17 protein-coding genes are annotated in these 23,137 nt (G+C 56.3%); 7 read left to right on the top strand and 10 right to left on the bottom strand.

The window, feature by feature from the left end:
• Positions 1-40: 40 nt before the first annotated feature.
• On the bottom strand, positions 41-2,503 hold the full coding sequence (locus ACR0IK_RS18350; RefSeq protein WP_480642648.1) for a CoA transferase: 2,463 nt from the start codon (positions 2,501-2,503) through the stop codon (positions 41-43).
• A gap of 216 nt (positions 2,504-2,719) precedes the next feature.
• Between ACR0IK_RS18350 and ACR0IK_RS18355 the strand changes: the two genes are divergently transcribed.
• Positions 2,720-3,349: a LysR family transcriptional regulator gene (locus ACR0IK_RS18355; RefSeq protein WP_480642693.1), complete on the top strand. Its 630-nt coding sequence runs from the start codon at positions 2,720-2,722 to the stop codon at positions 3,347-3,349.
• A 176-nt stretch (positions 3,350-3,525) separates the two neighbouring features.
• Here the strand turns inward: ACR0IK_RS18355 and ACR0IK_RS18360 are convergent, their stop codons facing one another.
• On the bottom strand, positions 3,526-6,024 hold the full coding sequence (locus ACR0IK_RS18360) for a tetratricopeptide repeat protein (RefSeq protein WP_480642649.1): 2,499 nt from the start codon (positions 6,022-6,024) through the stop codon (positions 3,526-3,528).
• A gap of 269 nt (positions 6,025-6,293) precedes the next feature.
• Positions 6,294-7,055: an AraC family transcriptional regulator gene (locus ACR0IK_RS18365; protein WP_480642651.1), complete on the bottom strand. Its 762-nt coding sequence runs from the start codon at positions 7,053-7,055 to the stop codon at positions 6,294-6,296.
• Between the two features lie 119 nt (positions 7,056-7,174).
• Here ACR0IK_RS18365 and ACR0IK_RS18370 point away from each other — a divergent pair, with 119 nt between their 5' ends.
• Positions 7,175-8,365, top strand: a complete 1,191-nt coding sequence (locus ACR0IK_RS18370; protein ID WP_480642652.1) for an MFS transporter — start codon at positions 7,175-7,177, stop codon at positions 8,363-8,365.
• A gap of 201 nt (positions 8,366-8,566) precedes the next feature.
• Entirely contained in the window at positions 8,567-8,983 is a 417-nt protein-coding gene (locus tag ACR0IK_RS18375; RefSeq protein WP_480595601.1) for a VOC family protein, read from the top strand.
• Between the two features lie 608 nt (positions 8,984-9,591).
• On the opposite strand, the gene guaD is transcribed toward ACR0IK_RS18375, so the two are convergent.
• From guaD to xdhA, 5 genes are all read right to left on the bottom strand, one after another.
• A complete protein-coding gene (guaD, locus tag ACR0IK_RS18380) occupies positions 9,592-10,956 on the bottom strand; it encodes a guanine deaminase (RefSeq protein WP_480642653.1) in 1,365 nt (454 codons plus the stop codon).
• A 62-nt stretch (positions 10,957-11,018) separates the two neighbouring features.
• Positions 11,019-12,620, bottom strand: coding sequence for a xanthine/uracil/vitamin C permease (locus ACR0IK_RS18385; protein ID WP_480642654.1), 1,602 nt, complete (start codon positions 12,618-12,620; stop codon positions 11,019-11,021).
• A gap of 43 nt (positions 12,621-12,663) precedes the next feature.
• On the bottom strand, positions 12,664-13,545 hold the full coding sequence (gene xdhC, locus ACR0IK_RS18390) for a xanthine dehydrogenase accessory protein XdhC (RefSeq protein WP_480642655.1): 882 nt from the start codon (positions 13,543-13,545) through the stop codon (positions 12,664-12,666).
• A gap of 3 nt (positions 13,546-13,548) precedes the next feature.
• Complete coding sequence (gene xdhB, locus ACR0IK_RS18395; RefSeq protein ID WP_480642656.1) at positions 13,549-15,867, bottom strand: xanthine dehydrogenase molybdopterin binding subunit; 2,319 nt, start codon at positions 15,865-15,867, stop codon at positions 13,549-13,551.
• Between the two features lie 15 nt (positions 15,868-15,882).
• Complete coding sequence (gene xdhA / locus ACR0IK_RS18400) at positions 15,883-17,346, bottom strand: xanthine dehydrogenase small subunit (RefSeq protein WP_480642657.1); 1,464 nt, start codon at positions 17,344-17,346, stop codon at positions 15,883-15,885.
• 156 nt (positions 17,347-17,502) lie between these two features.
• Between xdhA and ACR0IK_RS18405 the strand changes: the two genes are divergently transcribed.
• Positions 17,503-18,405, top strand: coding sequence for a LysR family transcriptional regulator (locus ACR0IK_RS18405; protein WP_480595616.1), 903 nt, complete (start codon positions 17,503-17,505; stop codon positions 18,403-18,405).
• Positions 18,406-18,476: 71 nt separating this feature from the next.
• On the opposite strand, the gene ACR0IK_RS18410 is transcribed toward ACR0IK_RS18405, so the two are convergent.
• A complete protein-coding gene (locus tag ACR0IK_RS18410; protein WP_480642658.1) occupies positions 18,477-19,709 on the bottom strand; it encodes a urate hydroxylase PuuD in 1,233 nt (410 codons plus the stop codon).
• A 101-nt stretch (positions 19,710-19,810) separates the two neighbouring features.
• Between ACR0IK_RS18410 and ACR0IK_RS18415 the strand changes: the two genes are divergently transcribed.
• Complete coding sequence (locus ACR0IK_RS18415; RefSeq protein WP_480595621.1) at positions 19,811-20,731, top strand: LysR family transcriptional regulator; 921 nt, start codon at positions 19,811-19,813, stop codon at positions 20,729-20,731.
• A gap of 5 nt (positions 20,732-20,736) precedes the next feature.
• Here the strand turns inward: ACR0IK_RS18415 and uraH are convergent, their stop codons facing one another.
• Positions 20,737-21,090 carry a hydroxyisourate hydrolase gene (gene uraH / locus ACR0IK_RS18420; RefSeq protein WP_480595623.1) on the bottom strand — a complete coding sequence of 118 codons (354 nt, stop codon included), beginning with the start codon at positions 21,088-21,090 and terminating at the stop codon, positions 20,737-20,739.
• A 147-nt stretch (positions 21,091-21,237) separates the two neighbouring features.
• Between uraH and puuE the strand changes: the two genes are divergently transcribed.
• Both puuE and ACR0IK_RS18430 read left to right on the top strand, forming a co-directional pair.
• Positions 21,238-22,650, top strand: a complete 1,413-nt coding sequence (puuE, locus tag ACR0IK_RS18425) for an allantoinase PuuE (protein ID WP_480595627.1) — start codon at positions 21,238-21,240, stop codon at positions 22,648-22,650.
• The gene (locus tag ACR0IK_RS18430; RefSeq protein WP_480642659.1) at positions 22,647-23,132 is read left to right on the top strand and encodes an ureidoglycolate lyase; all 486 of its coding nucleotides are present in this window, start codon (positions 22,647-22,649) and stop codon (positions 23,130-23,132) included. Before puuE ends, ACR0IK_RS18430 begins: the two co-directional genes overlap by 4 nt.
• Positions 23,133-23,137 lie beyond the last annotated feature (5 nt).

The following is a 23,137-nucleotide window of genomic DNA, read 5'->3' on the forward strand; positions in this document are numbered from 1 at the left end:
TGGCAAGTAGCTCAGCGTGGAGACGCCGCTTTAGGCCAGATTATTCGGGCAGGTATTTTTCCGACCAGCTTGTTCCTGCAGCACCGGTAGCGATTAGGTTGTCGATTTGCTGACCCCCATAACCCAGCCGCGCCAGAATGGTCCGCGTGTGTTGCCCATATTTCGGCATGGGCGCCGGAATACTGATCCGTCCGGACTTTGGCCGCACCGCGTTCGGGGCGACCAGATCACACCAGCGCCCCATCGGGTGTTGATCATGGCGAATAACGCGGAAGGTCGCATCGGAAAGGTCGATGTCACCTGCGCTTTCAAGCTCTAGGGCTTTTTCGCGTGTTTCGTGCAGGGATGCGAGCGGGACAACCGTGCTCTGACCAACCGAGAATGCCTTTTGCCAGTAAGAAAGGGGCTGCGTCCTGAAACGCTCCGCCAGGGCGTCATGCAGAACATCAGATGGCGCCTCTGCAAGATCGGCAAGATCGGGGACACGGGTAAGGGCGGCTTGCCGTTCCCTCGGGGCGGCGAAGAACATCCACTGATCCGCCGCTTCATAGCAATGGTAGAACGGACCCCAACCCAGCGCCTCGCGGCCAGAAGGTTCGTCAAAGGGCGCACGGCCGTCATAATCATACATGAACTGTGCCTGAATGAGGTTGCCGGCCGCCGCCAGAGATGCCCGTGCAACGCCGCCCATTCCGGTTTCGCGCAGTCGCAACAGCGCACCTCCCAATGCCACGCAGGCGCAGAAACCGGTCAGAACGTCGATGGTTCCGAAATGTGCGTGTTCTTCGGGAGTATCCATGCCGCCACCAAATCGCACCATGACACCAGTGGCCGCCTGCGCCAGATCGTCATAACCCAGATGATCAGATTTCGGCCCCCGCATCGGTCCGCCGAACGCATCCAGTTGAACCAGGATGAGGCGCGGGTTGAGCGCGTTAAGTTGTTCGGGTGCAAGCCCCAACTTGTCGCGCTGTTCATCCGTGCCGTTCACCGTGATCACGTCGGCTTCGGCAATGAGCTTGGCTAGAACTTCTTGGCCTTCGTCACTGCGCAGGTTCAGCAGGATGCTCTCCTTGCCCCGTTGCGCGTGAATGCCAAAAACAACCGTGTTCCAGGGATCGACCGAGGGCTCAACTGGCTGCACCAGCGTTACTTCAACCCCATAACGCGCCAGAGTTGAGCCGATGGTTGGGCCAGCAATAACATTGGTGAGGTCCAGAACCTTCAAACCTTCCAACCAACCACCACTGCCTGTCGTGCCGCTGGCGCGTGGGGCTTCGGCCAGCAACGCGTCCAAGTTCGCAACCGTCGGGCCGGTCTTGTCCACTGCCGCCTCATCCCCGGACAGCCAGGCCACGTTGCCCATCTGGCGCATCTCTCCGTAGTCGGCATCTTCGACTCGCAGAATCAGACCCGAGGCCAGAGCATGCGAGTCGGCTAACCATTCCTTGCTGAACCGCTGTGCCGTGGCAGGGGCTTTGGCGGTTCCGAACAGCTCTTCCCACTCATGCGCGGGGCGGGTCAAAAATGCCTCTTTCATCGCCGAGGACACGCGCGCTCGATCAGAGGCGCCGACGGGGTAGTTGCGCATCGACCATTCCGCTGGCCAGTCCTTTGTGTCTAGATAAGCCGAGAAATCGGGCAGCGCATCCGCCAGATCCTTGAGCCCCAACGTCTCCAGTACACGCCGGGGATGCGTGGCAACTGAGCCCGAGACGACATAGAACCCCCGCCCGTCGGCGCAGGTATATGTGCGATAGAACGGGTCGAGGAATTCGGACAGCTCATCGAACTTGAGGTTCATCGGCAGGCCTTCGGCTGCGCGCCGATCCAGTTCGACCTCGCGCGGGGACTTGTAGCGCTCCGGGTAATCCTCGATCTGCTCGCAATTGTAGATCAGACCTTCCAGCAGAGCGGCGGCCAAAGGGACTTCGATATGATCCCCACCGTTGCGCTCGCGCGCGTTCAGGGCAAACAGAACCGCCATGGCTCCGAAGCTTGCGCCATAGGCTGAGGCCAGCGTCAGCGGCGTGAAGGACGGGTTGATGCCCATCAGCCGCCGGTTCAGGCCCATATCGGTGAATTGCCCGGCGTAGGCGGCGATTACGGCCTCCCACGCGGGCAGTGCGGCCAGTTCCGTATCGGTAGACGCAAACCCGGGCATGGAAAGGTATATCAGTTGATCATTTGCAGCCCGAAGAGCATCCGGCCCCAACCCAAGGCGATCCATGATCCCCGGTCGGAAGTTCTCGATCACCACATCGGCGCGTTTGGCCAATTCGATCGCGGTTTCCCGCCCCTGATCCGTTTTCAGATTCAGCGTCAGAGTTTTCTTTCCGCGCGAGATCATCCGAAAGGCCGGCTTGTCAAAGGCGGGGCCATTTGGCTGATCGATCCGGATGACCTCGGCCCCCATGTCGGCAAGCATCATGCCGACAAGAGGTGCGGCCAGGTATTGCCCGAAATCAAGGACGCGAATGTGAGACAGTGGACGATCAGTCATGAGAGTTATACACAGATTTTTTGTTAGCGGCTTGCACTTCCAGCACAGATGAACGGCACTCCTGATCAAAGTACACTGGCCAAAATATGATGCACCGTATAGCAAATTGTTTTGGTCAGGGTGACACGCCCCATCTTTGGTTCGCTGAACGCCTTGCTGGTTCTTGAGGTCGCGGTGAGCCATGCCAGCCTGTCCAGCGTCGCCTAGGAAACGGGGCTGAGCCAACCCGCTGTTTCCAGGCGTATCTCAACGCTGAAAAACTGGCTGGGACAGGCGCTGTTTGAACGCAACAACAACCAGATCGTTTCTTCACCCGCTGCTGTGCGGCTGTCCGATGTAGTGGCTCTGGGTGTCGGTCATCTGGATCAGGTTTGGACCAAGATTTCGGGGCCGCCTGATCGGCAGGAAGTGCCGCTGGCTCGCTCATTCGGTATCGCCGACCAACGGTTGATGCCGCGCTTTTCGAGCCTTCGTGAGCATCTTGATGAGTCAAAAGTCCGAGTGGTGACCACTGACCAATTGGACGATATTGATTTGAGCCGATCGGATGCGGCCATGGTCTGGGACACTGACGGATTGCCGGACCGGCCGTTCATTCCTCTGATCAAACTCGAGGTGTTTCCCATCTGCAGCCACGAATTCCTGGCGTCCTACCCTGAAGCAAAGGACGATATCTCGCAGCTATCGCCGTCATTTTCTGCGTTTCGATGTGAGGGAAACGACCGCATAATGCTCTGCGCTATCGCCCACCTGCGCCGGAAACCGTCGCCCCAACGGACCAAAGGCCAGTCATGCACTGACATTCAAGCTGGACCACTTGGGTGGGGCCGAACACTTCATGTTTAGTGGTGAATTCAAGCTAAGCCCCAAAGTACTATGGTATCCCTCGCGGAATGGAGCAGATCAGTGGAGATGGGTATGAAGGTGTAGACGCCCCGCTGGCCTCAATGCGCCATTGTGGGTTCGCAAACAAATAGAATAGAGCCCCTTTACCGCACTGACCAATCCGTATGAGACGAAGTTCAATCCGGCAAACCAGCTTTCCGAAGATCTCCGACAAATCTGTCAAGATCGAGTTGTTGCAGGTTTTCGAATGCCAGACGGACGCGCGAACATGTCATGTCGGGCCGTTTTTCTTTGCTCTGACGGATTACTTGTATCGCCTCGTTTGTGGCTTTCTGCCGTATCAGAATGACCGCCAACACAAAGCGACCGAATGGATCAACCGATTTTCCCTCCAATGCTGTTCTTGCGCAGGTTTCGGCCTGTTCATGCTTGTCGAGAACATAAAGGCAAAAGGCTTTGGCCAACAATTTCACCTTGAAATATGGACCTGATGGCCCAAACCGAGTTGCGGTGTCAAAATGCGGTAGCGCAAGCTTGGCCTGCCCATTTGCGAGATGCGCATATCCAAGAACCAAATGAGCGTTTGCCGCACTTGGGTTGAGACTGACTGCAAGTTGTGCCTCTGCAATCGCGGCATCGTGCTTGTTGAACTGGGTGTAGGCACGGGCGAGACTGGCGTGCGCGAAACTGCTTTGCTCATCCAGGGCCACGGCGCGCTCTGCGTGGTAGAGTGCGCGTCGTTTGGCCTCTTCCCGATCCTTAACCTGGACAAAGAACAGTTTCCTAAGCTCAGCGTTTGCCATCACTGCGTGCGCAAGTGCATAGTCTGGCGTAATCTCAATGGTTCTGGTTAGAATATCTTTGGCCTTTTGTGTGTCATCATCGGTGAATTTATATAGATGCCACAGTGCTTTTTGAACTCTGTCCCAAACGTTGACCTCACCTCGTTTTAGTCGGGCTTGTTCGCGCACATCGAACCGCAATTCCCAGTCTATGTGTCCGACTACGGCTGACGCGATTTCCTCCTGCAAGGAAAAAACATCTTCTGTTTTGTGGTCCAGGCGATCAGCCCAAAGATCATGCCCATTTGATGTGTCTACAAGATGGGCGGTTACGCGAACACGCTGATCGTCATAACGCACACTGCCCTCTACCAAATAGTGGGCGCCGAGACGTTGTGCGATCTCCTCGCCGGCTAAAGAAGCATCCTTGAGGAGCTTGGTGGAAGTAGGTGAGACCACCGACAGCCAATCCACTTTTGCAAGTTCAGTCACAAGTTCATGGTTGATGCCAGCCACAAACCCATTGTTGTCGTTTTGTCCGCTGAGACAGTCAAAAGGCAGCACTGCGATTACTGGCTTTTGTGGCGTTGGAAGCTGGGTCACTATCCTATCAAACAGACGGTCTTTTTCGGCTGGTGGCTCTGTTTTTGGTGCAAGTGTTACGGTTTCAGGTTGAGAGTCGGGCAAAGGTTCATGTGTTGTCGGTATTTGGAACACCGGCCCATGTCTGGGCCAGTCAACATTGTTGAGCGTCATGTAGTCTTTGAGATTGTGAGCTGCATACAAGAATGCGTGGCTGCGAGCGCCGACGTTGAGTTGCTTATTTGCGAAATTTAGGCCCACTGCGACCCGGGCCAGCAAGTATTGGCTTTCCATAAAGCTGAGCCGATGACTTTCGTGACGTTCAACCCAACTCATCGCCCCACGCCGCAGAGTTCTGACAAACTCGACGATCCCTACATCATCCTGCCAAAGCCCCAATGTGTGGTGTTTTGAATGAAAGAGGCCAAGATCATCAAGGATGGCATCCCATTGCGCAGGTATGCAGTTTCCGCGCCGCGCCAGAAGGTATGCCAACTCAAAATACGCGTGGTCGTAAAACAAGAACTGCTTGTCTTCGTACAGCGCCAGATCAATTAGATAGTAATCGGGATCACGGCTTTGGTGCGATCGAACCAATACATTGTACCCATGGAGATCCCCATGCACCCGTCCTTTTGCCGCTCTTATGCTCAATCGGCTTGGCAGGTTCTCGTCGTAGGCAAAGGCCAGCGGGTTCGGGTACCAATGCCCTTCAAACATTAGGCAACGTTCGCTGGGGTCATGACCGCAAACATCCGAAAGGAAATGGTGGAGCCGACCTGACTCAGGATTTAGTCTGTAGCCAAGCCATCCGGAAAGCAGTTCCCTGGGCGAGTGCAATCCGGGCGCCATTTCATAATCGACGTTCCAATCATCAAGAAGGCTTCTCGACAGCCGCTGAAGAACATTCAAGGCCAACTCGTAGCCGCAGTCGTTCCAAGGAAGAGAGTATTCCAGCCCTTGCGCCACAACTGTTGAAAGGATCGCGATCTTGCCGTCGTGTTCCAAAGAGTGAACTATGCGTGCCAGATGCTTTGATCCAAATGCGGGAACCGCCTCAAACGCCTCCAGATGTCTTTGGTTTTCGGTCTTTTCCTTCCAATCCGGATCGGGAAGGGCGTCAAATTTGAGAATGGCCTGACCGCTGAAATCGTCGCAAGTAATGTCGACAATATAGACAAGGGCACCGGACTTGCCGGCACTTAGCTGACGGTGAAAGTAGACTTCATCTTTTACTGACCACTTGTCAGTTATTAGCGGCAGAAACTCGATATACGCTTCAGGCCAAGAAAGGTCATCTATGGCGGGCATTGGCAACACTCCGCAAAAGTGCCGCCAAGAGTTGAATAACTCTGCGCGGCAGCACAGCTTTTTGCATGATACACAAGCAATAGTGTGAACCAAGGCGTTAAAGCAAACCCGCCAGTGATTTCCTCGCGACAGCTTGACCTGCCAAGCGAGAGATTAAAGGGCTGCAAGATGCATGAAGGCCCGTCTTCGAGAATACACCTCTGAGCGATTGAATGCGTTCAAAGTCAGCATGCCGCTGCTCGATCTCACTGTCATCTTGGGGCAACCGATCAGTTCTTCAGAAACTCACTCGGGCTGACACCGAGGGTTTGTCGGAACATGTAGCTGAATGCGCTGGTAGATTCGTACCCCATATCAAACGCGACCGATGTCACGCTCTGGCCAGAAGCAAGGAGCGAGACGGCGTGCATGACCCGCACATGCCGTAACCACCTGGACGGCGGCAGGCCCGTTTCTGCAACGAAATGCCGTTCAATCGTTTTTCGGCTCGCTGGCACATCTGAAAGCCAAGCCTCCACAGAACGCGCGTTGCCGGGATCATCCAGCGCAGCTTGAGCGGCCCCGCGGAGGCGGGCGTCCTTAGGCAGGATCAGGATCAGCGGCACATCCTTTGCCGAGATCAGCTCATGTCGAAGCAATGTGTGCAGCGCCATGTTATGCTTCTTCCTGCGCGCATTCCTACGTGCTGGCATTGTTGCATCAAATAATGCCCCAAGCAGTGGCGTCATCTTCATGACCCGGCAGTCACTGCCAAGTCTTTCAGCCTCGGCACGGTTTACGTCTACGTAGAGCATGACATTGTTGGCCCCGTATCGCATCCAGTGCTGGGTATCTGGTGGAATCCAGATCGCCATCGCCGGGCTGAGAAGCAGGACGCGGTCGGGAGTTCCTACATACATCGAGCCTGAGGCCGCTGAGATGAGTTGACCAAAATCGTGCGTATGCCAATCGTAGCTTTCTCCCAGCTCCGGCTTGATCGTCTCTCCAAGATATCGAGGGCGATCTGCCTGGTTTGGTTGCGTGCCCTTCAATGACGAATCCTCGATGATAATTGCCTTTCTTTCGACAGACAGACATATCGGCGCTGAGTAGGTTTTTCCAGTCAAACGGGCATTGGGTCCGTATTGTTGCATCTGACGGTGATACCACCATGACCGACCGAAGTTTAATGGCCTGGTTCGCTTTGGGCCACTTCGCCAATGACTGGCCGATTGCCGCCCTGTGGCTGATCGTGCCTGCGGCGGGTCTTGCAATGAACCTCTCGCCTGCCGAGGTTGGGCTGCTAGTCACGCTGTTTACTGTTGGAGGTGCGCTCGCATATGTTCCGGCTGGGCTCTTGGCGGATCGTGTCTCGAACCCAGGCCGCCTTCTCGTCGGCACGTTTTTCTGGGTTGCTCTCGGCTATGCGCTGGCTGCTTCAGCTCCGGGGTTTTGGAGCCTGGCGTGTCTTTTGGCAATTGCGGGGATGGGAAACGCGGCTTGGCATCCGATTGCGACGGGAGTACTTGCGTGCGCCAACAAGAACACTCGTGCCCATGCCTTGGGTGTTCATGCCGTGGGTGGCTCGTTCGCCGAGGTTCTAGCCCCGCTGTCGGTCGGACTGCTTCTTTCGGTCCTTGACTGGCGTGGGGTGCTGGTGGTCTCGGTGCTTCCCGCGGTTTTGATGGGGCTTTGTTTCTTACGGGTGTTGCGGGCGGTCCCTGCCTTCGAAAAACCGCTTGTTGATCGAAGTAAGCTGATGGATCTGGTGCGCGCGTGGTGCGGTCGAAACGGGTTGCGCATCGTCGCAACGATTTCCCTGTACAACATGTCTCTGATCGCGTTGCTGAGCATGATCCCACTCTACCTGGCGACGGCTCACAACCTTGCCCCCTTAGCCATTGGGATCGTTTTCGCGGCCATTCTCATAACCGGCGCGCTTGCTCAGCCATGGGTTGGATCGATTTCCGACACGCTCGGTCGCAGGCCGGTAGTCGCAGCCGGAAACGGGATTGCTGCCTTGGCAATCGCGACACTGGTATTCGACCCGCCATTTTGGATCATGATTGCCATGATGGCGCTTGGGGTTGCGGCGCTGGACGCGATCCGTGCGGCAATGCTTGCAGCGGCTGTCGATCACTCCGGGCACCGCGAAAGCACCACGTTGGGCTTCGCGTTTACCCTTTTGGATGGTGTCGGTGCGTTTGGAGCGGTTCTGGCCGGGATGGCTGCGGCCATTTCTTGGAGTGCCATGTTTGGCATGGCCGCCGCACTCGCAGGTAGTGCCGCGGTTCTAAGTGTCAGATGCCCCTGCAAGTCACCGCGAAACGGCAACGAACCCACTGCTAAGCTACCCAATTAAAGGCAAGAGAAAGAGCTGGAAAGGAATGGACCAAGAAACAATGTTTCTTACCGTAGGCAGAGGAATGACGATCGAAGCAGCCACGGCTGCTGAACACGCGTATCGGTACTGGCTGCACTAGGCGGGTGCCTGGGGGCCGCCAAGCAAGGCATGATGAGTCTCGGGCTAGAGTAACCAGTAAACCGGAAAGGAGCCCAAACATTGATTGCATACGTCACATTCGGCGCTGATGATATAAAGCGTGCGGAGCGATTTTACTCCGCATTCCTACCAGACCTTGGCTACCACTTGGAAAAGTATCACGGTGATTTGAGCTACGCGTTGCCTTCTAAACCCGGGCGATCACCGAACTTGCCCGAGTTCTATGTCAAATCCCCTTTTGACGGTCAGTCTGCTTCGGCCGGGAACGGAACAATGGTTGCATTTGAGGCACGCAGTCAACAACAGGTCCGTGACCTTCACGCCGCCGCACTCGCAGCGGGCGGGTCCGACGAGGGCCAGCCAGGATTTCGACAGGCCTATGGGCCGAGCTTTTTCGTTGGATACCTTCGCGATCCTGAAGGCAACAAGATAGCATTGTTTTCCAGCAATCCGAGCGACCCAGGGCGAGACGGATGACGGAAGCGAGATGGGAAAAAGCTGTGCGACGACCGCCGTGGCTGTGGTCAGGTGTCCTGCTATGTCTCCTCCACGGTCGGCAGTTTCCAAGGCGTCGCCGCTCCTTTCGGAGAGCTAAACCTGCTCAAGCTTCTGAACTATCTCCTCTGGCTTGTGTCGTTTGTTTGCCATTCTCTGTTCCCTGTTTCCTAAACATAACGGTGGTCCAGTTCAGATGCGGCGTTTCACCGTCGATCAAACCCATTTCTCCGCGACAGCCCTTTAGCGGTTTAGAAAGAACCAAAAACTGTGTCTTCCTTGGATAACACTTCGCAAAAAGCAGTTTTTTCGTTTACGCCACCTTCAAGCGTGCCGCCCGGTCTGCCTTGCTTGAGCAACGCTAGGGCGCCGCTCAGCAGGCCTTGACCGCAACCAAATCACAAGAATGAAACAGGAACGGGTTCTCCATCCAAATGGCCCGGATCAGGGGTCTGGGTCAAAATCTATCGTATCTGTGTCCGCTATCCTGGTTGGTATCGCAGTTGTCACCAGAATCCGAAAGCAGCAATTTGATTCGCTCAGAACCTCTGGGTTCTCGCCAATTTGCCGAAATCTCGGGATAACTGGGTCTAGCGAGCGGGTGTTTCCGGTCTATCGGAAAACTCCCGACAAAACCGGCTTACGTCAGACCGCGAAGAAGCCGTTGATTTACACGGCACTCCTGAAACATAAACCTCCTCAATAGCGCGATCATCCCCCATCATCTGCAGAACGAACAGTTCCTCTGCAAGGCTGCCCACGCGATCCATACGCAGAGCCATGGCCGGTGTGCTGCGTGCATTCAGAACGACAACGTCTGCTTCAGTACCGGGGTCGAGATTTCCGATCTTGTCTTCCAGTCCAAGAACACAGGCATTGCCGCGTGTCGCCCAATGGAATGCTTGTAGCGGATGCAGTGCGGCCCCCTGCAATTGCAGGATCTTGTAGCCCTCGTTGAGGGTCTGGAGCATCGAATAACTGGTGCCCGCACCGACATCCGTCGCGATGCCTCTGGAAATACCGCGTGCGCTCAGACCGGCGTGGTCAAAGAGGCCACTGCCGAGAAACAGGTTCGAGGTCGGGCAGAACACCGGATGCGCTCCGGTTTCCGCAAGGGCGTCGATCTCGCGTGTTTCAAGGTGGATAGAGTGACCCAGCAGCGTCTTTTGGCCTAGAAGGCCATAAGACTGGTAGACGTCCAGATAATCGCGCGCTTGCGGATAAAGCTGCTTGGTATAGGCGATCTCATCCTTGTTCTCTGACAGATGGGTCTGGATGTGACAGTCCGGGTGTTCCTGCGCCAAGGCTTGCGCCATCGCCATTTGTTCGGGCGTGGACGTGATGGCAAAACGAGGTGTGATGACATAGCCGTTCCGGCCTTTGCCATGCCAGTCCGAGATCAACGCCTTGGTGTCGTCGTATCCGGTTTGGGGCGTGTCCCGCAGACCTTCGGGCGCGTTGCGGTCCATCAGAACCTTGCCACCGAGCATTCGCATGTTTCGTCTGGTTGCCTCTGTGAAGAACGCGTCAGCCGATGTCTTATGGACCGAGCAATAGGCAACTGCAGTTGTCGTGCCATGGGTGACGAGCTGATCAAAGAACGCCCGCGCCATGAGCGCGCTGTGCTCGTCCGAGGCAAAACGGGTTTCTTCCGGGAAGGTATAATTGTTAAGCCAGTCCAAAAGCTGCGCGCCCCACGAGGCGATCACCTGTACTTGCGGGAAGTGAATATGCGTGTCGATAAACCCAGCCATCATCAGATTGGGACGATGGTCTGTCACCGGCGTGCTCCCGGCTTTTGCGCTCACCTCTGCGAAAGGTCCGGTATCCTGGATGATCCCGTCCCGGATCAGCAGTGCGCCGTCTTCGAGATAGGTGTAGGCGCCGGAATCTTCGCCGTTCTGCGGTTCGCGGTGAAAGGTCAGCAGACGACCGCGGAGCAATCTCTGAGTCATGAAAGATCTCGTTTTTACGGTAGGGAAATGGTGGGGCAGCCTTGTGACTGCCCCACTGTGGATCAAGCCTGTTGTGCAGGTGAGTCGTCGTCGATGAGATCCGGCTCATCCGGTACGATCACACGATGCTCCAGATCCTCTTTGGGCGCGAGCATCGGGTAGATATAGAGGAATGCGCCGACAATCAGATAACCGATTGTGATCCCGTCGAACTGAGGCATCTGCAGCGTGTAAGAGTGAATGATCCCGAAGGAAGACATCAACCCGCCAGCCACCGCAAACGCCCCTGCCATCCGGAAACGGCCATCGATCACATCTGCCACAATGGCACCCCAGATCAGACCCGTGAGGATCGCGCCCTGACTCAGCGCAAGGTGACCTTCGTAATGCGCACCCTCCATCAGAAGAGCCGCGGTCAGGCCTTCGTCACCGAGAGACGGCAAACCTTCGACTCCGGTGCTGCGCAGCGCATTCATAAGCGAACCCCATTTGACCATCAGGAAGGCCGAGATATGGGGCAGGATCGCAAATGAAACCGCAGCCATGTGCATCGGCTTCACAGCCCATGCGGTATTGGTGATCAGGCTTACCGAGACAAAGACCAGCACCGGTGCCGCGGCGGCAATCGGGATCAGGCCCGCAAGGAAGGACAAGAATCCGAGAAAGGCAGCTGCAGCGATCACAACGGCCACACCAACAATGTATCCTGCATGCGCATCAAGCCGCTTGTAGGCCGGATGACCGATGTAAACCGTGGTTGGGAAGGGTGATCCAAACAGCGCACCCAGCATGGTGCCAGCGCCATCTGTCACCTGGCACAATCCAACCGGGTAATGATCACCTGCCGCTTCAGCCGACTCCACGTTGTTCATCGTTTCGATGAAGTTGTAGATCTGTACCGGGATCAGCACCAAGAACAGTTCGGGGTTCGCGAACAGGTACTGCACGCCGGCGATCAGGTCGCCGAAATAGGGGATCGGGGGGTAGAAACCGATACCGCTCACGTCGATTTTGGATTCACCAAGGACAAGGGCAATTACAGTACCGGCCGCAATCGCTAAAAGACCGGCGGGGATGTTGCCCGGAAGGCGGAAACGACCGATCAGGCCCCAGAGGATAAACAGCAGCGACGTAAAGCCGATGATTGGATTCTCGAATACTTCGGCCAGCGGTACGGAGCCAATGAAAACCAAAGCTATACCGCAAAGCGTGCCAAGCATCCCGGCGCGTGGGGTTATCCGCTTGAGGTACGGTCCGACCACCGCGCCCAGAGCGGCCACTATGCCGCCCATGAAGCCTGCACCAATACCTACTTGCCACGCGAGCATAGGATCATTGGTCGCCCAATAGATGGGTCCGATCACGCCGAACAGGTAGACGAACATGACCGGCGTCGAGATGCCGTAGGGCAGGGCGGTTACATCTTTACCCTGAGTGGTTGCCGCCCATTTGGCGAGGTATGTGTAAACAGCTACACCTGCCAAAATCGCGATAGCGGCACCGGGAACGATGCGGCCAAAGACGATTTCCGCGGGCATCTGAAACACGAACTGGCAGACCCCGGAAAGGATCAGCAGGTTCACCAGGTTGTCGGTAAACAGCGCCCAGAAAGCGCTGAAATCGCTGCGGGTAAACAGCTTGTATTCGTAGGTCCTCCCGTCCATGACGGTCTCCTCCTCTGATGTGACCGGATTTGCCAGACTGATGTCAGGCCGTTCTCCCTTTCCGGTCGTGATGGTGGCCCCCTTGGGGCGCTTGGGTTGCCCCGGTCAGGGCTGTCGCGGCAGTTTCAGAGGTCAATTCAGCCATCACCTCGGCCACCACGAAGGCGGCGATGACGCTGGGCCGCTTGTCGCGGCTACCGCTTGCCCCAATGGGGCAATTCAAATGTTCGATAGACTGTCCATCACAGTTTTTGTGTGCCCAGTTTTTAAGTTTTGCGCGCTTGGTGGCAGATCCGATCATCCCCACATAAACAGCGTCCTGACGTTCCAATGCTGCAGACGTCAGGAGGAAATCCAGCCCGTGATCATGGGTCAGAACAATAAATGCGCTGCCAGTTGGAGCACCCCAGATATCGGCTTCCGGGATAGCGCTTACCCGGGTTTCGACATTTGCCGTGCACAGATCGACTTCGTCTGCCCGTGTGTCGACGAGGATGCAACGTACCGGCAAGTGCTGAAACTGATTGGCCAGAGCGCGCCCCACGTGGCCCGCGCCCATGACATAGACATGGGGCAAAGCCTCTTCGCGTTTGGTTGCGCGTTCTGTTGCGGCCCATTTGTCTGACATCCGCATGCGAGTCAGGTTCATCTCGACGCGTCCACCGCAGCATTGACCGATTTCAGGGCCAAGCGGTACATCCATAACCTGTTGCAACGTGCCATCATGCAGCATGTCCCGCGCGGCGTTGATGGCCAAGAATTCCAACTGACCACCGCCGATGGTTCCCCAAAGTGCCTTTGGAGCCACGAACATCTCTGTCCCCTCGTCGCGTGGAGAGGATCCGCGCACGCGGGTTAGCGAAACGCGGATCACGCATCGCTGTGCGGCAAGAAATTCGGTCAGAGAACGCGGGGACCGTGCCATCGATCAAGATCCCGCTTGTAGACGCGCTACAGCCATCAGGACGCGCTCGGGCGTCGCTGGGGCGTCCAGACGTGGGCATTTGCGGTAGTCAGCAACAGAGGCCACGGCCATCGACAGCGCCTCGAACACCGAAATCCCCAGCATGAATGGCGGTTCGCCAACAGCCTTGGAACGTTTGATCGTCAACTCGCGGTTTTCCGACCAATCGGCAAGGTTGACGTTGAAGGTGCGCGGTCTGTCCGACGCGAGCGGGATCTTGTATGTCGACGGCGCATGCGTGCGCAGACGACCGGCGTCATCCCACCAGAGCTCTTCGGTGGTCAGCCACCCCATGCCCTGAATAAACGCGCCTTCAACCTGACCTTTGTCGAGAACCGGGTTCAGCGAGCGCCCAACATCATGCAAAATGTCCGTGCGCTCTACGCGGTACTCGCCGGTCAGAGTGTCAATCGTCACTTCCGAACAGGACGCACCATAGGCGTAATAGTAGAACGGGCGGCCTTGTCCTTTGGTCCGGTCCCAGTGGATTTTCGGCGTTTTGTAGAACCCGGCTGCCGACAGTTGCACACGCGCCAGATAGGCTTGCTTGATGAACGCATCGAAGGGCAGAACCTCTTGCCCGATATGTACCTGATTGGCGTGGAAGGCCACATCCTCAGGTGTGACATCCCATTTTTCAGCGGCGAATTTCACCAGACGCGCTTTGATCTGCTCAACCGCGTTCAACGCCGCCATGCCGTTCAAATCTGTTCCGCTGGAGGCTGCGGTGGCCGAGGTATTTGGAACCTTCTCCGTCGTTGTCTTGGTAATCTTGATCCGGCTGAAATCGACCTGAAACGCTTCGGCCACAACCTGCGCGACCTTGGTGTTGAGGCCCTGCCCCATTTCGGTGCCGCCATGGTTCAGATGGATCGAGCCGCCATTGTAGACATGCACCAAAGCGCCAGCCTGATTGTACCAAGTCGCGGTGAAAGAAATACCGAACTTAACCGGTGTCAGCGCGATGCCCTTTTTCAGGATCGGTGATGTCTTATTGAACTCGATGATGGCCTGACGGCGCTGGCGGTATTCCGATGTCTCTTCCAGCTCTCCGATCAACCGGCCGAGAATGCTGTCTTCGACCTCCTGATGATACGGGGTTATGTTGCGCTCCTCAGTGCCGTAGAAATTGACCTTGCGCACATCCAGTGGATCCTGCCCGGTGGCATAGGCAATCTCTTCGATCATCCGCTCAGCGGTGATTACACCTTGCGGGCCGCCAAACCCACGGAACGCGGTGTTGGACACCGTGTTGGTTTTCATCGGATGGCTGTTCAGGCGCACATTCGGATAGAAATAGGCGTTGTCCGCGTGGAAAAGCGCCCGGTCGGTCACTGGGCCCGACAGGTCTGCCGAGAACCCACACCGCGCGGCAAAGCTGCCTTCCACCGCCTGAATGCGCCCATCGTTGTCAAAGGCGACGTCATAGTCGATCACGAAGTCATGGCGTTTGCCGGTCGCTGTCATGTCCTGATCCCGGTCGGGGCGGATTTTGACAGCGCGGTTCCACTTTTTGGCGGCTATGGCTGCGACCGCGCAGAACAGGTTCATCTGGCTTTCCTTGCCGCCAAATCCACCACCCATGCGGCGCACATTGACCACGACTGCGTTGGACGGCACGCCTAAGACATGCGCCACCATATGCTGCGCCTCGGACGGGTGCTGCGTCGAACAATGCACGACCACATCATCGTCTTCACCTGGAATGGCAAATGCGATGTGACCTTCAAGGTACATGTGATCCTGTCCGCCAACGTTCATACGGCCTTTAATTCGGTTTGGTGCAGCGGCCTGAGCTTGGGCGACATCTCCGCGCTCCAGCTTGAGCGGTGCCGTGACATGGGGATATCCAGCTTCCTGCGCCGCAATCGGGTCCAGCGCGTGGGGCAGGGTTTCGTAGTCGATCTTTGCCAGTTCGGCGGCCCGGCGCGCGATGTCGCGGGTTTCGGCAACAACAGCAAACAAAGGCTGCCCATGAAACTGAATGGCATCGGTCGGGAAAACCGGTTCGTCGTTCAGATGTGTCGGGCTGATATCATTGACCCCCGGCACATCATCCGCGGTCAACACGCCGACAACGCCGGGCGCGGCCAGAACGTCGGTGAAGTCGACGCCCAATAGCTTGGCGTGCGCGACGTCAGAGACGCCGAGATACGCGTGCAGCGTGCCTTCGGGCTGGGCTATATCGTCGGTATAATCGGCCCGCCCGGTGACATGCTTGATCGCACTGTCATGTTTGACGTTGGTGTGGGCCGCCCCGGTGACGGAAACGTTATCTTTCATTGTCTCGTCTCCTTTTTAAGCACAAGCCAGTTGAACGGGAGTGTCGGTTTGGGCGTCCATTTCAAGGAAGAACCGACGCAGAAGGTTCTGGGCCGACAGCATTCGGTAGTCGGACGATGCACGCCAATCGGTGAGAGGGCTGAAATCCTCTGCCAGCGCTACGGCGGCGGCTTCAAAGCTTTCGCGCGTCCAGGGTTGACCGTTTAACGCGGTCTCTGCAGCAGCGGCACGTTTGGGCGTGGCGGCCATGCCGCCGAACGCGATGCGTGTATTGCTGATGACCCCGTCTGCGACTGTCATATGGATGCCGGCGGCGACGGAAGAGATATCCTCGTCGCGGCGCTTGGAAATCTTGTAGGCCGCGTTCAGATCGTTGGCACCGGGCAAGGGGACGCGGATGCTTTCGACGAATTCGTCGGGCTGGCGATCCTGTTTGCCATAGTCGATGAAGAAGTCTTCCAGAAGCAGCGTCCGGCTCTCGGAACCGCGCCGCAGCGTGATTTCTGCGCCAAGCGCGATCAGAACCGGCGGTGTATCCCCGATGGGCGAGCCATTGGCGATGTTGCCGCCGACGGTTCCCATATTCCGCACCTGCCACCCTGCGATGCGGTCCCAGTAGGAGGACAGGTGTGGCAGGTGTTCAGACAGAAGTTCCTGGCAATCGGTGTAGCTGGCGCCAGCACCGATCAGGAGGAGGGAACCCTGTCTTTCGACTGTTTTCAGGTCTTCGAGATGACCGGTGAAGATGGCAGGCCCGATGTTGCGCAGGAATTTGGTGACCCAAAGACCCACATCTGTCGCCCCCGCCACGATTGTGGCGCTGGGGTAGGTCTGCAGACACGCAGCAAGATCATCAATGCTGGATGGGAGAATGCTCAAGTTGTCTTCGGGCCCGGACACAACGCGCCGTCCGTCTTTGAGGGCGGCCAAACGCGCGGTCATGGTTTCACGCTCGGTATTCAGATAATCCGACGCTGAAGTGCCATAGCGGCTGACGGCAACGGCGGCGCGGATGATCGGCTCATATCCGGTGCAGCGGCATAGATTGCCCTGCAGTGCTGTTTCAACTTGTGTTTCGGTTGGTTCGGGTGTTTGCATCCAAAGTGCATAAAGCGCCATGACGAAACCCGGCGTGCAGAACCCGCACTGGCTGCCGTGATGATCGATCATCGCCTGTTGAACCGGGTGGAGGCGACCGTCAGGGCCGGACAGGTGTTCGACCGTTACGACATGACAGCCATCGACCGAGGCGAGAAACCGGATGCAGGCGTTCACGGGAACATAGGCCAGCCCCGCATTGCCAAGCCGACCGACAAGCACGGTGCACGCGCCGCAGTCACCTTCGGCGCAACCTTCTTTTGTGCCTGTCAGCCGACGTTCCAACCGCAGGAAGTCCAGAAGCGTCTGGTCTGCTGATACGTTTGGAACGGACACATCCTTGCCATTCAGGATAAATTGGATGTCGGTGCGATGCGTCATGGTATTCTCCCTATGCCCCTGCCTTTCAGGTGGGTGATCGGGGGGACCATAGGCGCAACGATTGAGTCTTAAAATCGTCGGAAACGGCAAATACTTTCAACACAGCGTTGAAAAAGAAAATGCCGTGGCGCAGTCTTTCCGCAAGGAGAGGATCGAATGTCATACATCGAAAGCCTGCGTGTTTTTGTCAGAGTAATGGAGTTGGGCAGCATTACATCCGGCGGGCGCGACCTTCGGTTAACCCCGGCGGTGGCCAGCAAACGGTTGAAAGAGCTTGAGAACCATTTGGGCGTGCGGTTGTTCAACAGAACAACTAGGTCGATGACACCAACCGAAGTCGGATCGGTTTTTTACGATGAGGCCAAGGCTGTTCTGTTGGCGCTCGATCATGCCGAAGCGCGTGTCGCCAGCTTTTCCGACGCCCCCAGAGGTGCAATCCGTATCACCGCGCCGCTGGGTGTTGGGCGGCGAATCGTTGCTCCGTTGGTCCCTGAGTTTTCGGATCGCTACCCGGAAACAGAGATTCGCATGCGTCTGTCCGATCGCAAGGTGGATATTCTGGCCGACGGCTTGGACATCGCGTTTTTCGTCGGCGAGCCCGGTGATTCAACCATGAAGCTACGGAAGTTCGCCGATTGTGATCGTGTGCTGTGCGCATCGCCGGAATACTTGTCGAAATCTGGGGTGCCCAAAACACCGGATGACTTGCTGCATACGCCACACAATTGTCTGTTGCTGCGCTATCCCAGATCTCCCGAATATTTCTGGACTCTCCGGACCGACATGGGACCGCGGAAACTTGAAGTGCGTGGCAAATACGACGCTGATGATGGTGACGTGTTGACCGACTGGGCCTTGGCGGGCACGGGGATCGTAAACAAACCGCGTTTCGACGTGCGCGAGTATCTCGAGAACGGCCGACTGATCGAAGTTCTACCTGAGACGCCCCCTGTGCCGACGATTTTCGGCTGTCTTTACCCGCACAAAAAGCTGCAGGACCCCAAGGTGCGTCTGTTCGTCGAGCATGTTGCGCAGCACAGCAAACGCTTTTTTGCTTAGTGAAAAAGGGCAAAAAACTGGGCGTACTAGCCCAGTTTACCTATCCCGCCAATTAAACGAGCGTCTCGCGTCTATTGATCCCTGACTTCACGTACCCACGCAATGATTGTCTGGCGCGATTCTTCATCCATTTGAACCGCCGATGGTGGCGGCATTGCGTGGCTGATCCCGGCCTGCAGATATATCTGGTCGGCCTGACGGGCTACATCACCGGGTGTTTCAAGATACACCTTCTTGGGGGCCCACTTCATTGTGCCATAAACCGGCTCACGCGCGTGGCACATGGAACAATTGCCAAGGACCGTGTCATACGCTTCCTCGAATCCGGCAGCCGACGCATATTTTTGCTCGTATGGCGTCAGCTCCCGTGCTTCTGCGTCTTCCCATGTCTCACCGGTTCTGACCGAAGACAGCCAGGCGATAACAACCATGAGAATAACGGTGACCCCCCAGGTCCAGTGCGGACCTTTTCCGGTTGCGTGCATCGTGTTGAAATAGTGCCGGATGGTCACGCCTGTCAGAAAGATCAGGCTGGCGATGATCCACGAGTACTCTGTTCCGAAGGCTAGCGGGTAGTGGTTCGACAGCATCAGGAACACGACCGGCAGGGTCAGATAATTGTTATGCGTGGAACGCACCTTGGCGATTTTTCCATATTTGGCGTCGGGTGTTCGACCAGCCTTGAGGTCTTCGACCACGATCCGCTGGTTTGGCATGATCTGGAAGAAAACGTTGGCGGTCATGATCGTCGCGGTAAACGCACCAAGATGCAAAAGCGCGGCACGACCGGTGAATATCTGGTTGTAGCCCCAGGACATGATCACAAGGATCACGAACAGCAGCAGCATCAGTACGGTCGGGTGATCGCTCAGCTTCGATTTGCACATCTGATCGTAAAGCAGCCAGCCGATGGTCAGTGATCCGCCAGAGATCAGGATACCCTGCCACAGCGAGAGGTCCACTTTGGTTGGGTCGAGCAGGAACAGCTCGCCGCCGACCCAGTAGATGATCATCAGTAAAGCCGCACCCGAAAGCCACGTCGTGTAGCTTTGCCATTTATGCCAGGTCAGGTGTTCAGGCATCCGTGCAGGCGCCACCAGGTATTTGACGGTGTGATAGAATCCGCCCCCATGCACCTCCCATTCTTCGCCGTAGGCCCCTTCTGGCAGGGCAGGGTTCGGCTTCAGCATAAGATCGAGTGCGATAAAGTAGAATGACGCACCAATCCACGCCATCGCGGTGATCACATGCAGCCAGCGGATAGAAAAGGCGATCCACTCCCACATTACGGCCAAGTCGTACATGGCATTGCTCCTAAGATTCTAAGTTCCCGGGCACTCTATGCGATAGAGTTTTCCTCTGGTATTGCTACGAAAGACCAAGCAGTATCAAAAAATGCAAAAAAATGTCCTACTTAGATAACATCCGCACTTTTGTCCGTGTCTACGAATTGGGAAGCATGTCCGCAGCAGGCCGCGATCTGCGCGTCTCGCCAGCGGTCACGTCTGCAAGAATTTCCCAACTGGAAGAACACCTTGGCGTACGATTGTTTCAGCGCACCACGCGCAGTCTCGCCCCGACAGAACAGGGGAAATCCTTCTATCGCGGAGCGACAGATATTTTGGAAGCTGTCCAGAATGCTGAAGCCCAAATCGCCAATATCACTGAGAACCTGAAGGGCTCACTATATGTTGCAGCGCCTTTAGGAGTTGGCAGACGTTTGATAGCACCGCAAGTGCCAAAATTCCTTGCAGAGTACCCTGAAGTGAACGTTAGATTGCGGCTGACTGATCGAAAGGTCGACCTGACGACCGAAGGTCTCGATCTCGCGTTTTTCTTAGGCCAACCGGAAGACAGTAACTTGCGAATTCGCAAGATTGCCGATGTCGAGAGGGTGCTTTGTGCATCCCCCAAATATATAAAAAAACGTGGGATGCCTGAAAGCGGAGACGATATTATCGCCGATGCGCATGAGTGTTTAAGTCTGCGCTTTCCAGGCGCCACCGAGTTTCAGTGGCTTCTAAAAACCCAACTGGGACCCAAGCGATTTCGCGTTTCCGGGCGTTATGAGTCGGACGATGGCGACGTCCTGACGGACTGGGCGCTTGCTGGCCATGGTATTGCGATGAAGCCAATATTTGAGATTGCTCAGCATCTGAAAGCCGGAACTTTGGTTCCGGTGGCAAAGGAAACGCCACCCGAACCGATTCAGATGGCATGTTTATTTACGCACCGCCGAATGCAGGACCCCAAAACGCGCCTCTTTATGGAGTTCATAATCGAGCGCATAGGGTCAACGATTGCGGCGACTAACACGTCCTCTTAGGTCGCTCAGCTACCTCGATATGTCGAAAAGCCGAAAGGCGACAGAAGCAAAGGGACATGGTAATGCGAGTGTTCTGACATCCCGAAACGGATTGGGATCACATCCAAGAAACGCGGAGTCTCGGGAGGCGTGCCCGAGGCATCGAGGTATTCTCCGGCATAAAAAACCAATTCGTATTCACCTGTTGAAAACTCTGCCGTTGGCAAAATCTGCTCATCGGTGCGGCCATCATCATTTGTGACCAGAGTTTTCAGCAATGTGCGATCCGCGCCGTCAATGCGGAACAACTCGATTTTTAAACCCTCGGCAGGGCACCCTCGAGCCGTATCCAGTACGTGCGTTGTAAGATAACCGGTCATTTGCACCTCTCCTCAATTTTGGGTTTTAATATTCCGATTACTTCGCGAGAAGCAAAGGTAGTCTGCCCGAAGGCTCCTTCGCATTCTTTTTGAAAAACATCTCTGATTATTCGGGTTATTCATCACCTCAAGAAGAAGGAAAGTGATGTGACGCGTTATCCAAGAGACATGACCGGCTATGGTTGTCAAATGCCAGTGGCGAACTGGCCAAACGGGGCGAAGATCGCGGTTCAGATCGTGCTGAACTACGAAGAAGGTGGCGAAAACAATATCTTGCACGGCGATGCCGCCTCTGAGGCGTTCTTGTCCGAAATCACGGGTGCTGCCCCATGGCCGGGGCAACGGCATTGGAACATGGAATCCATCTACGAATACGGCAGCCGGGCCGGATTCTGGCGGGTGCTCCACCTTTTGCAGGACGTGCCCGTCACCGTTTACGGCGTCGCTACCGCCCTGGCGCGCGCGCCACAACAGGTGGCAGCGATGAAACGCGCCGGATGGGAAATCGCAAGCCATGGCCTGAAATGGATTGAGCACAAGGACATGGGCGCCGAAGAAGAGCGTGCTCAGATCCGTGAAGCCATCCGACTGCACACCGAAGTCACGGGGCAGCCACCACGTGGCTGGTACACGGGGCGCTGTTCGATGAACACCATCGACCTTGCGGCTGGGGAAGGTGACTTCGCCTACATCGCGGACAGCTATGCCGACGATTTGCCCTATTGGGTAAAGGCTGGCGGCAAGGATCAGTTGATTGTGCCGTACACGCTGGACTGTAACGACATGCGCTTTGCGATTCAGGCGGGCTACACCAATGGCGATCAGTTCGAGAGTTACCTGAAAGACAGTTTCGACATGCTGTATGCCGAGGGTGAGGCCGGTGCGCCCAAAATGATGTCGATTGGCCTGCACTGCAGGTTGATTGGTCGCCCGGGTCGCGCGATGGCGCTGAAGCGCGTGCTGGAACACTTCAAAAAACACGACGGTGTCTGGTTCGCTACGCGCGAACAGATCGCTGATCACTGGACAATGGAGCACCCACCAATGCAACGTCTGACCCCGTCCGAAATGGATCAGTCAACCTTTGTTACTGAGTTCGGTGGTGTATTCGAACACAGCCCGTGGATTGCTGAAGGCGCGTATGATCTGGAGCTTGGGCCGACGCACGATAATGCCGCCGGTGTTCACAACGCGTTGGCGAGGGTGTTCCGGTCTGCAACTGGGGACCAACGCCTCGGTGTCCTGACCGCCCACCCGGACTTGGCGGGTAAGCTTGCCGCGGCTGGTCGCCTGACAAAGGAAAGCACCGCTGAACAGGCCGGAGCCGGTCTGGATATGCTGACCGATGAAGAACGCGCAACATTCACAGCGCTGAACGAGGCCTACACAACCAAGTTCGGCTTTCCTTTCATCATTGCGGTTAAAGACAACACAAAGGCCAGCATCCTGGAAGCTTTCAAACGCCGGATCGACAGCGACCGCGACACCGAATTTGCTGAGGCCTGCCGCCAGGTTGAACGGATCGCCGAATTGCGCCTGATTGAGAAGTTCGGGGCATGACGACGGTCTTGAAAACTCAACCTCTGACTGCGGAGGCTTTTGCGTCGTTTGGCGATATCATCGAAGTGTCAGGCGACGTTGACAAATACATCAACCAAGGAAGATGCGCACGATATCATGACCGTGCCGTGCTCGATTTTCACGATGGACGTCCGGGGATCAGCGTTTTTAAATCCGAAGCTTTCAGCTTTCCTATCAAACTGGAGATGGTTGAACGTCACCCGGATGGCAGCCAAGCGTTCCTGCCCATGTCAGACAAACCCTTCGTTGTGGTTGTAGCCCCCGACGAAGGCGGGGCACCGGGTCAACCGATCGCATTCAAAACAGCTCCGGGGCAGGGCGTGAACTACTTCCGCAATACTTGGCACGGGGTGCTGACCCCACTTTATGCGCCTGGCCTTTTTGCGGTGGTGGATCGAATAGGAACCGGGCCCAACCTCGAAGAGCATTGGTTCGAGGAGGCCTTTACAATCACGGAATGAGGGAC

This window comes from Ruegeria sp. BF7 (genome assembly GCF_056538605.1).

Coding starts and splice junctions, on each gene's coding strand:
- ACR0IK_RS18350 (WP_480642648.1), bottom strand. CDS start 2,503: ATGACTGATCGTCCACTGTCTCACATTCGCGTCCTTGATTTCGGGCAA.
- ACR0IK_RS18360 (WP_480642649.1), bottom strand. CDS start 6,024: ATGCCCGCCATAGATGACCTTTCTTGGCCTGAAGCGTATATCGAGTTT.
- ACR0IK_RS18370 (WP_480642652.1), top strand. CDS start 7,175: ATGACCGACCGAAGTTTAATGGCCTGGTTCGCTTTGGGCCACTTCGCC.
- guaD (WP_480642653.1), bottom strand. CDS start 10,956: ATGACTCAGAGATTGCTCCGCGGTCGTCTGCTGACCTTTCACCGCGAA.
- ACR0IK_RS18385 (WP_480642654.1), bottom strand. CDS start 12,620: ATGGACGGGAGGACCTACGAATACAAGCTGTTTACCCGCAGCGATTTC.
- xdhC (WP_480642655.1), bottom strand. CDS start 13,545: ATGGCACGGTCCCCGCGTTCTCTGACCGAATTTCTTGCCGCACAGCGA.
- xdhB (WP_480642656.1), bottom strand. CDS start 15,867: ATGAAAGATAACGTTTCCGTCACCGGGGCGGCCCACACCAACGTCAAA.
- xdhA (WP_480642657.1), bottom strand. CDS start 17,346: ATGACGCATCGCACCGACATCCAATTTATCCTGAATGGCAAGGATGTG.
- ACR0IK_RS18405 (WP_480595616.1), top strand. CDS start 17,503: ATGTCATACATCGAAAGCCTGCGTGTTTTTGTCAGAGTAATGGAGTTG.
- ACR0IK_RS18410 (WP_480642658.1), bottom strand. CDS start 19,709: ATGTACGACTTGGCCGTAATGTGGGAGTGGATCGCCTTTTCTATCCGC.
- ACR0IK_RS18415 (WP_480595621.1), top strand. CDS start 19,811: ATGTCCTACTTAGATAACATCCGCACTTTTGTCCGTGTCTACGAATTG.
- uraH (WP_480595623.1), bottom strand. CDS start 21,090: ATGACCGGTTATCTTACAACGCACGTACTGGATACGGCTCGAGGGTGC.
- ACR0IK_RS18430 (WP_480642659.1), top strand. CDS start 22,647: ATGACGACGGTCTTGAAAACTCAACCTCTGACTGCGGAGGCTTTTGCG.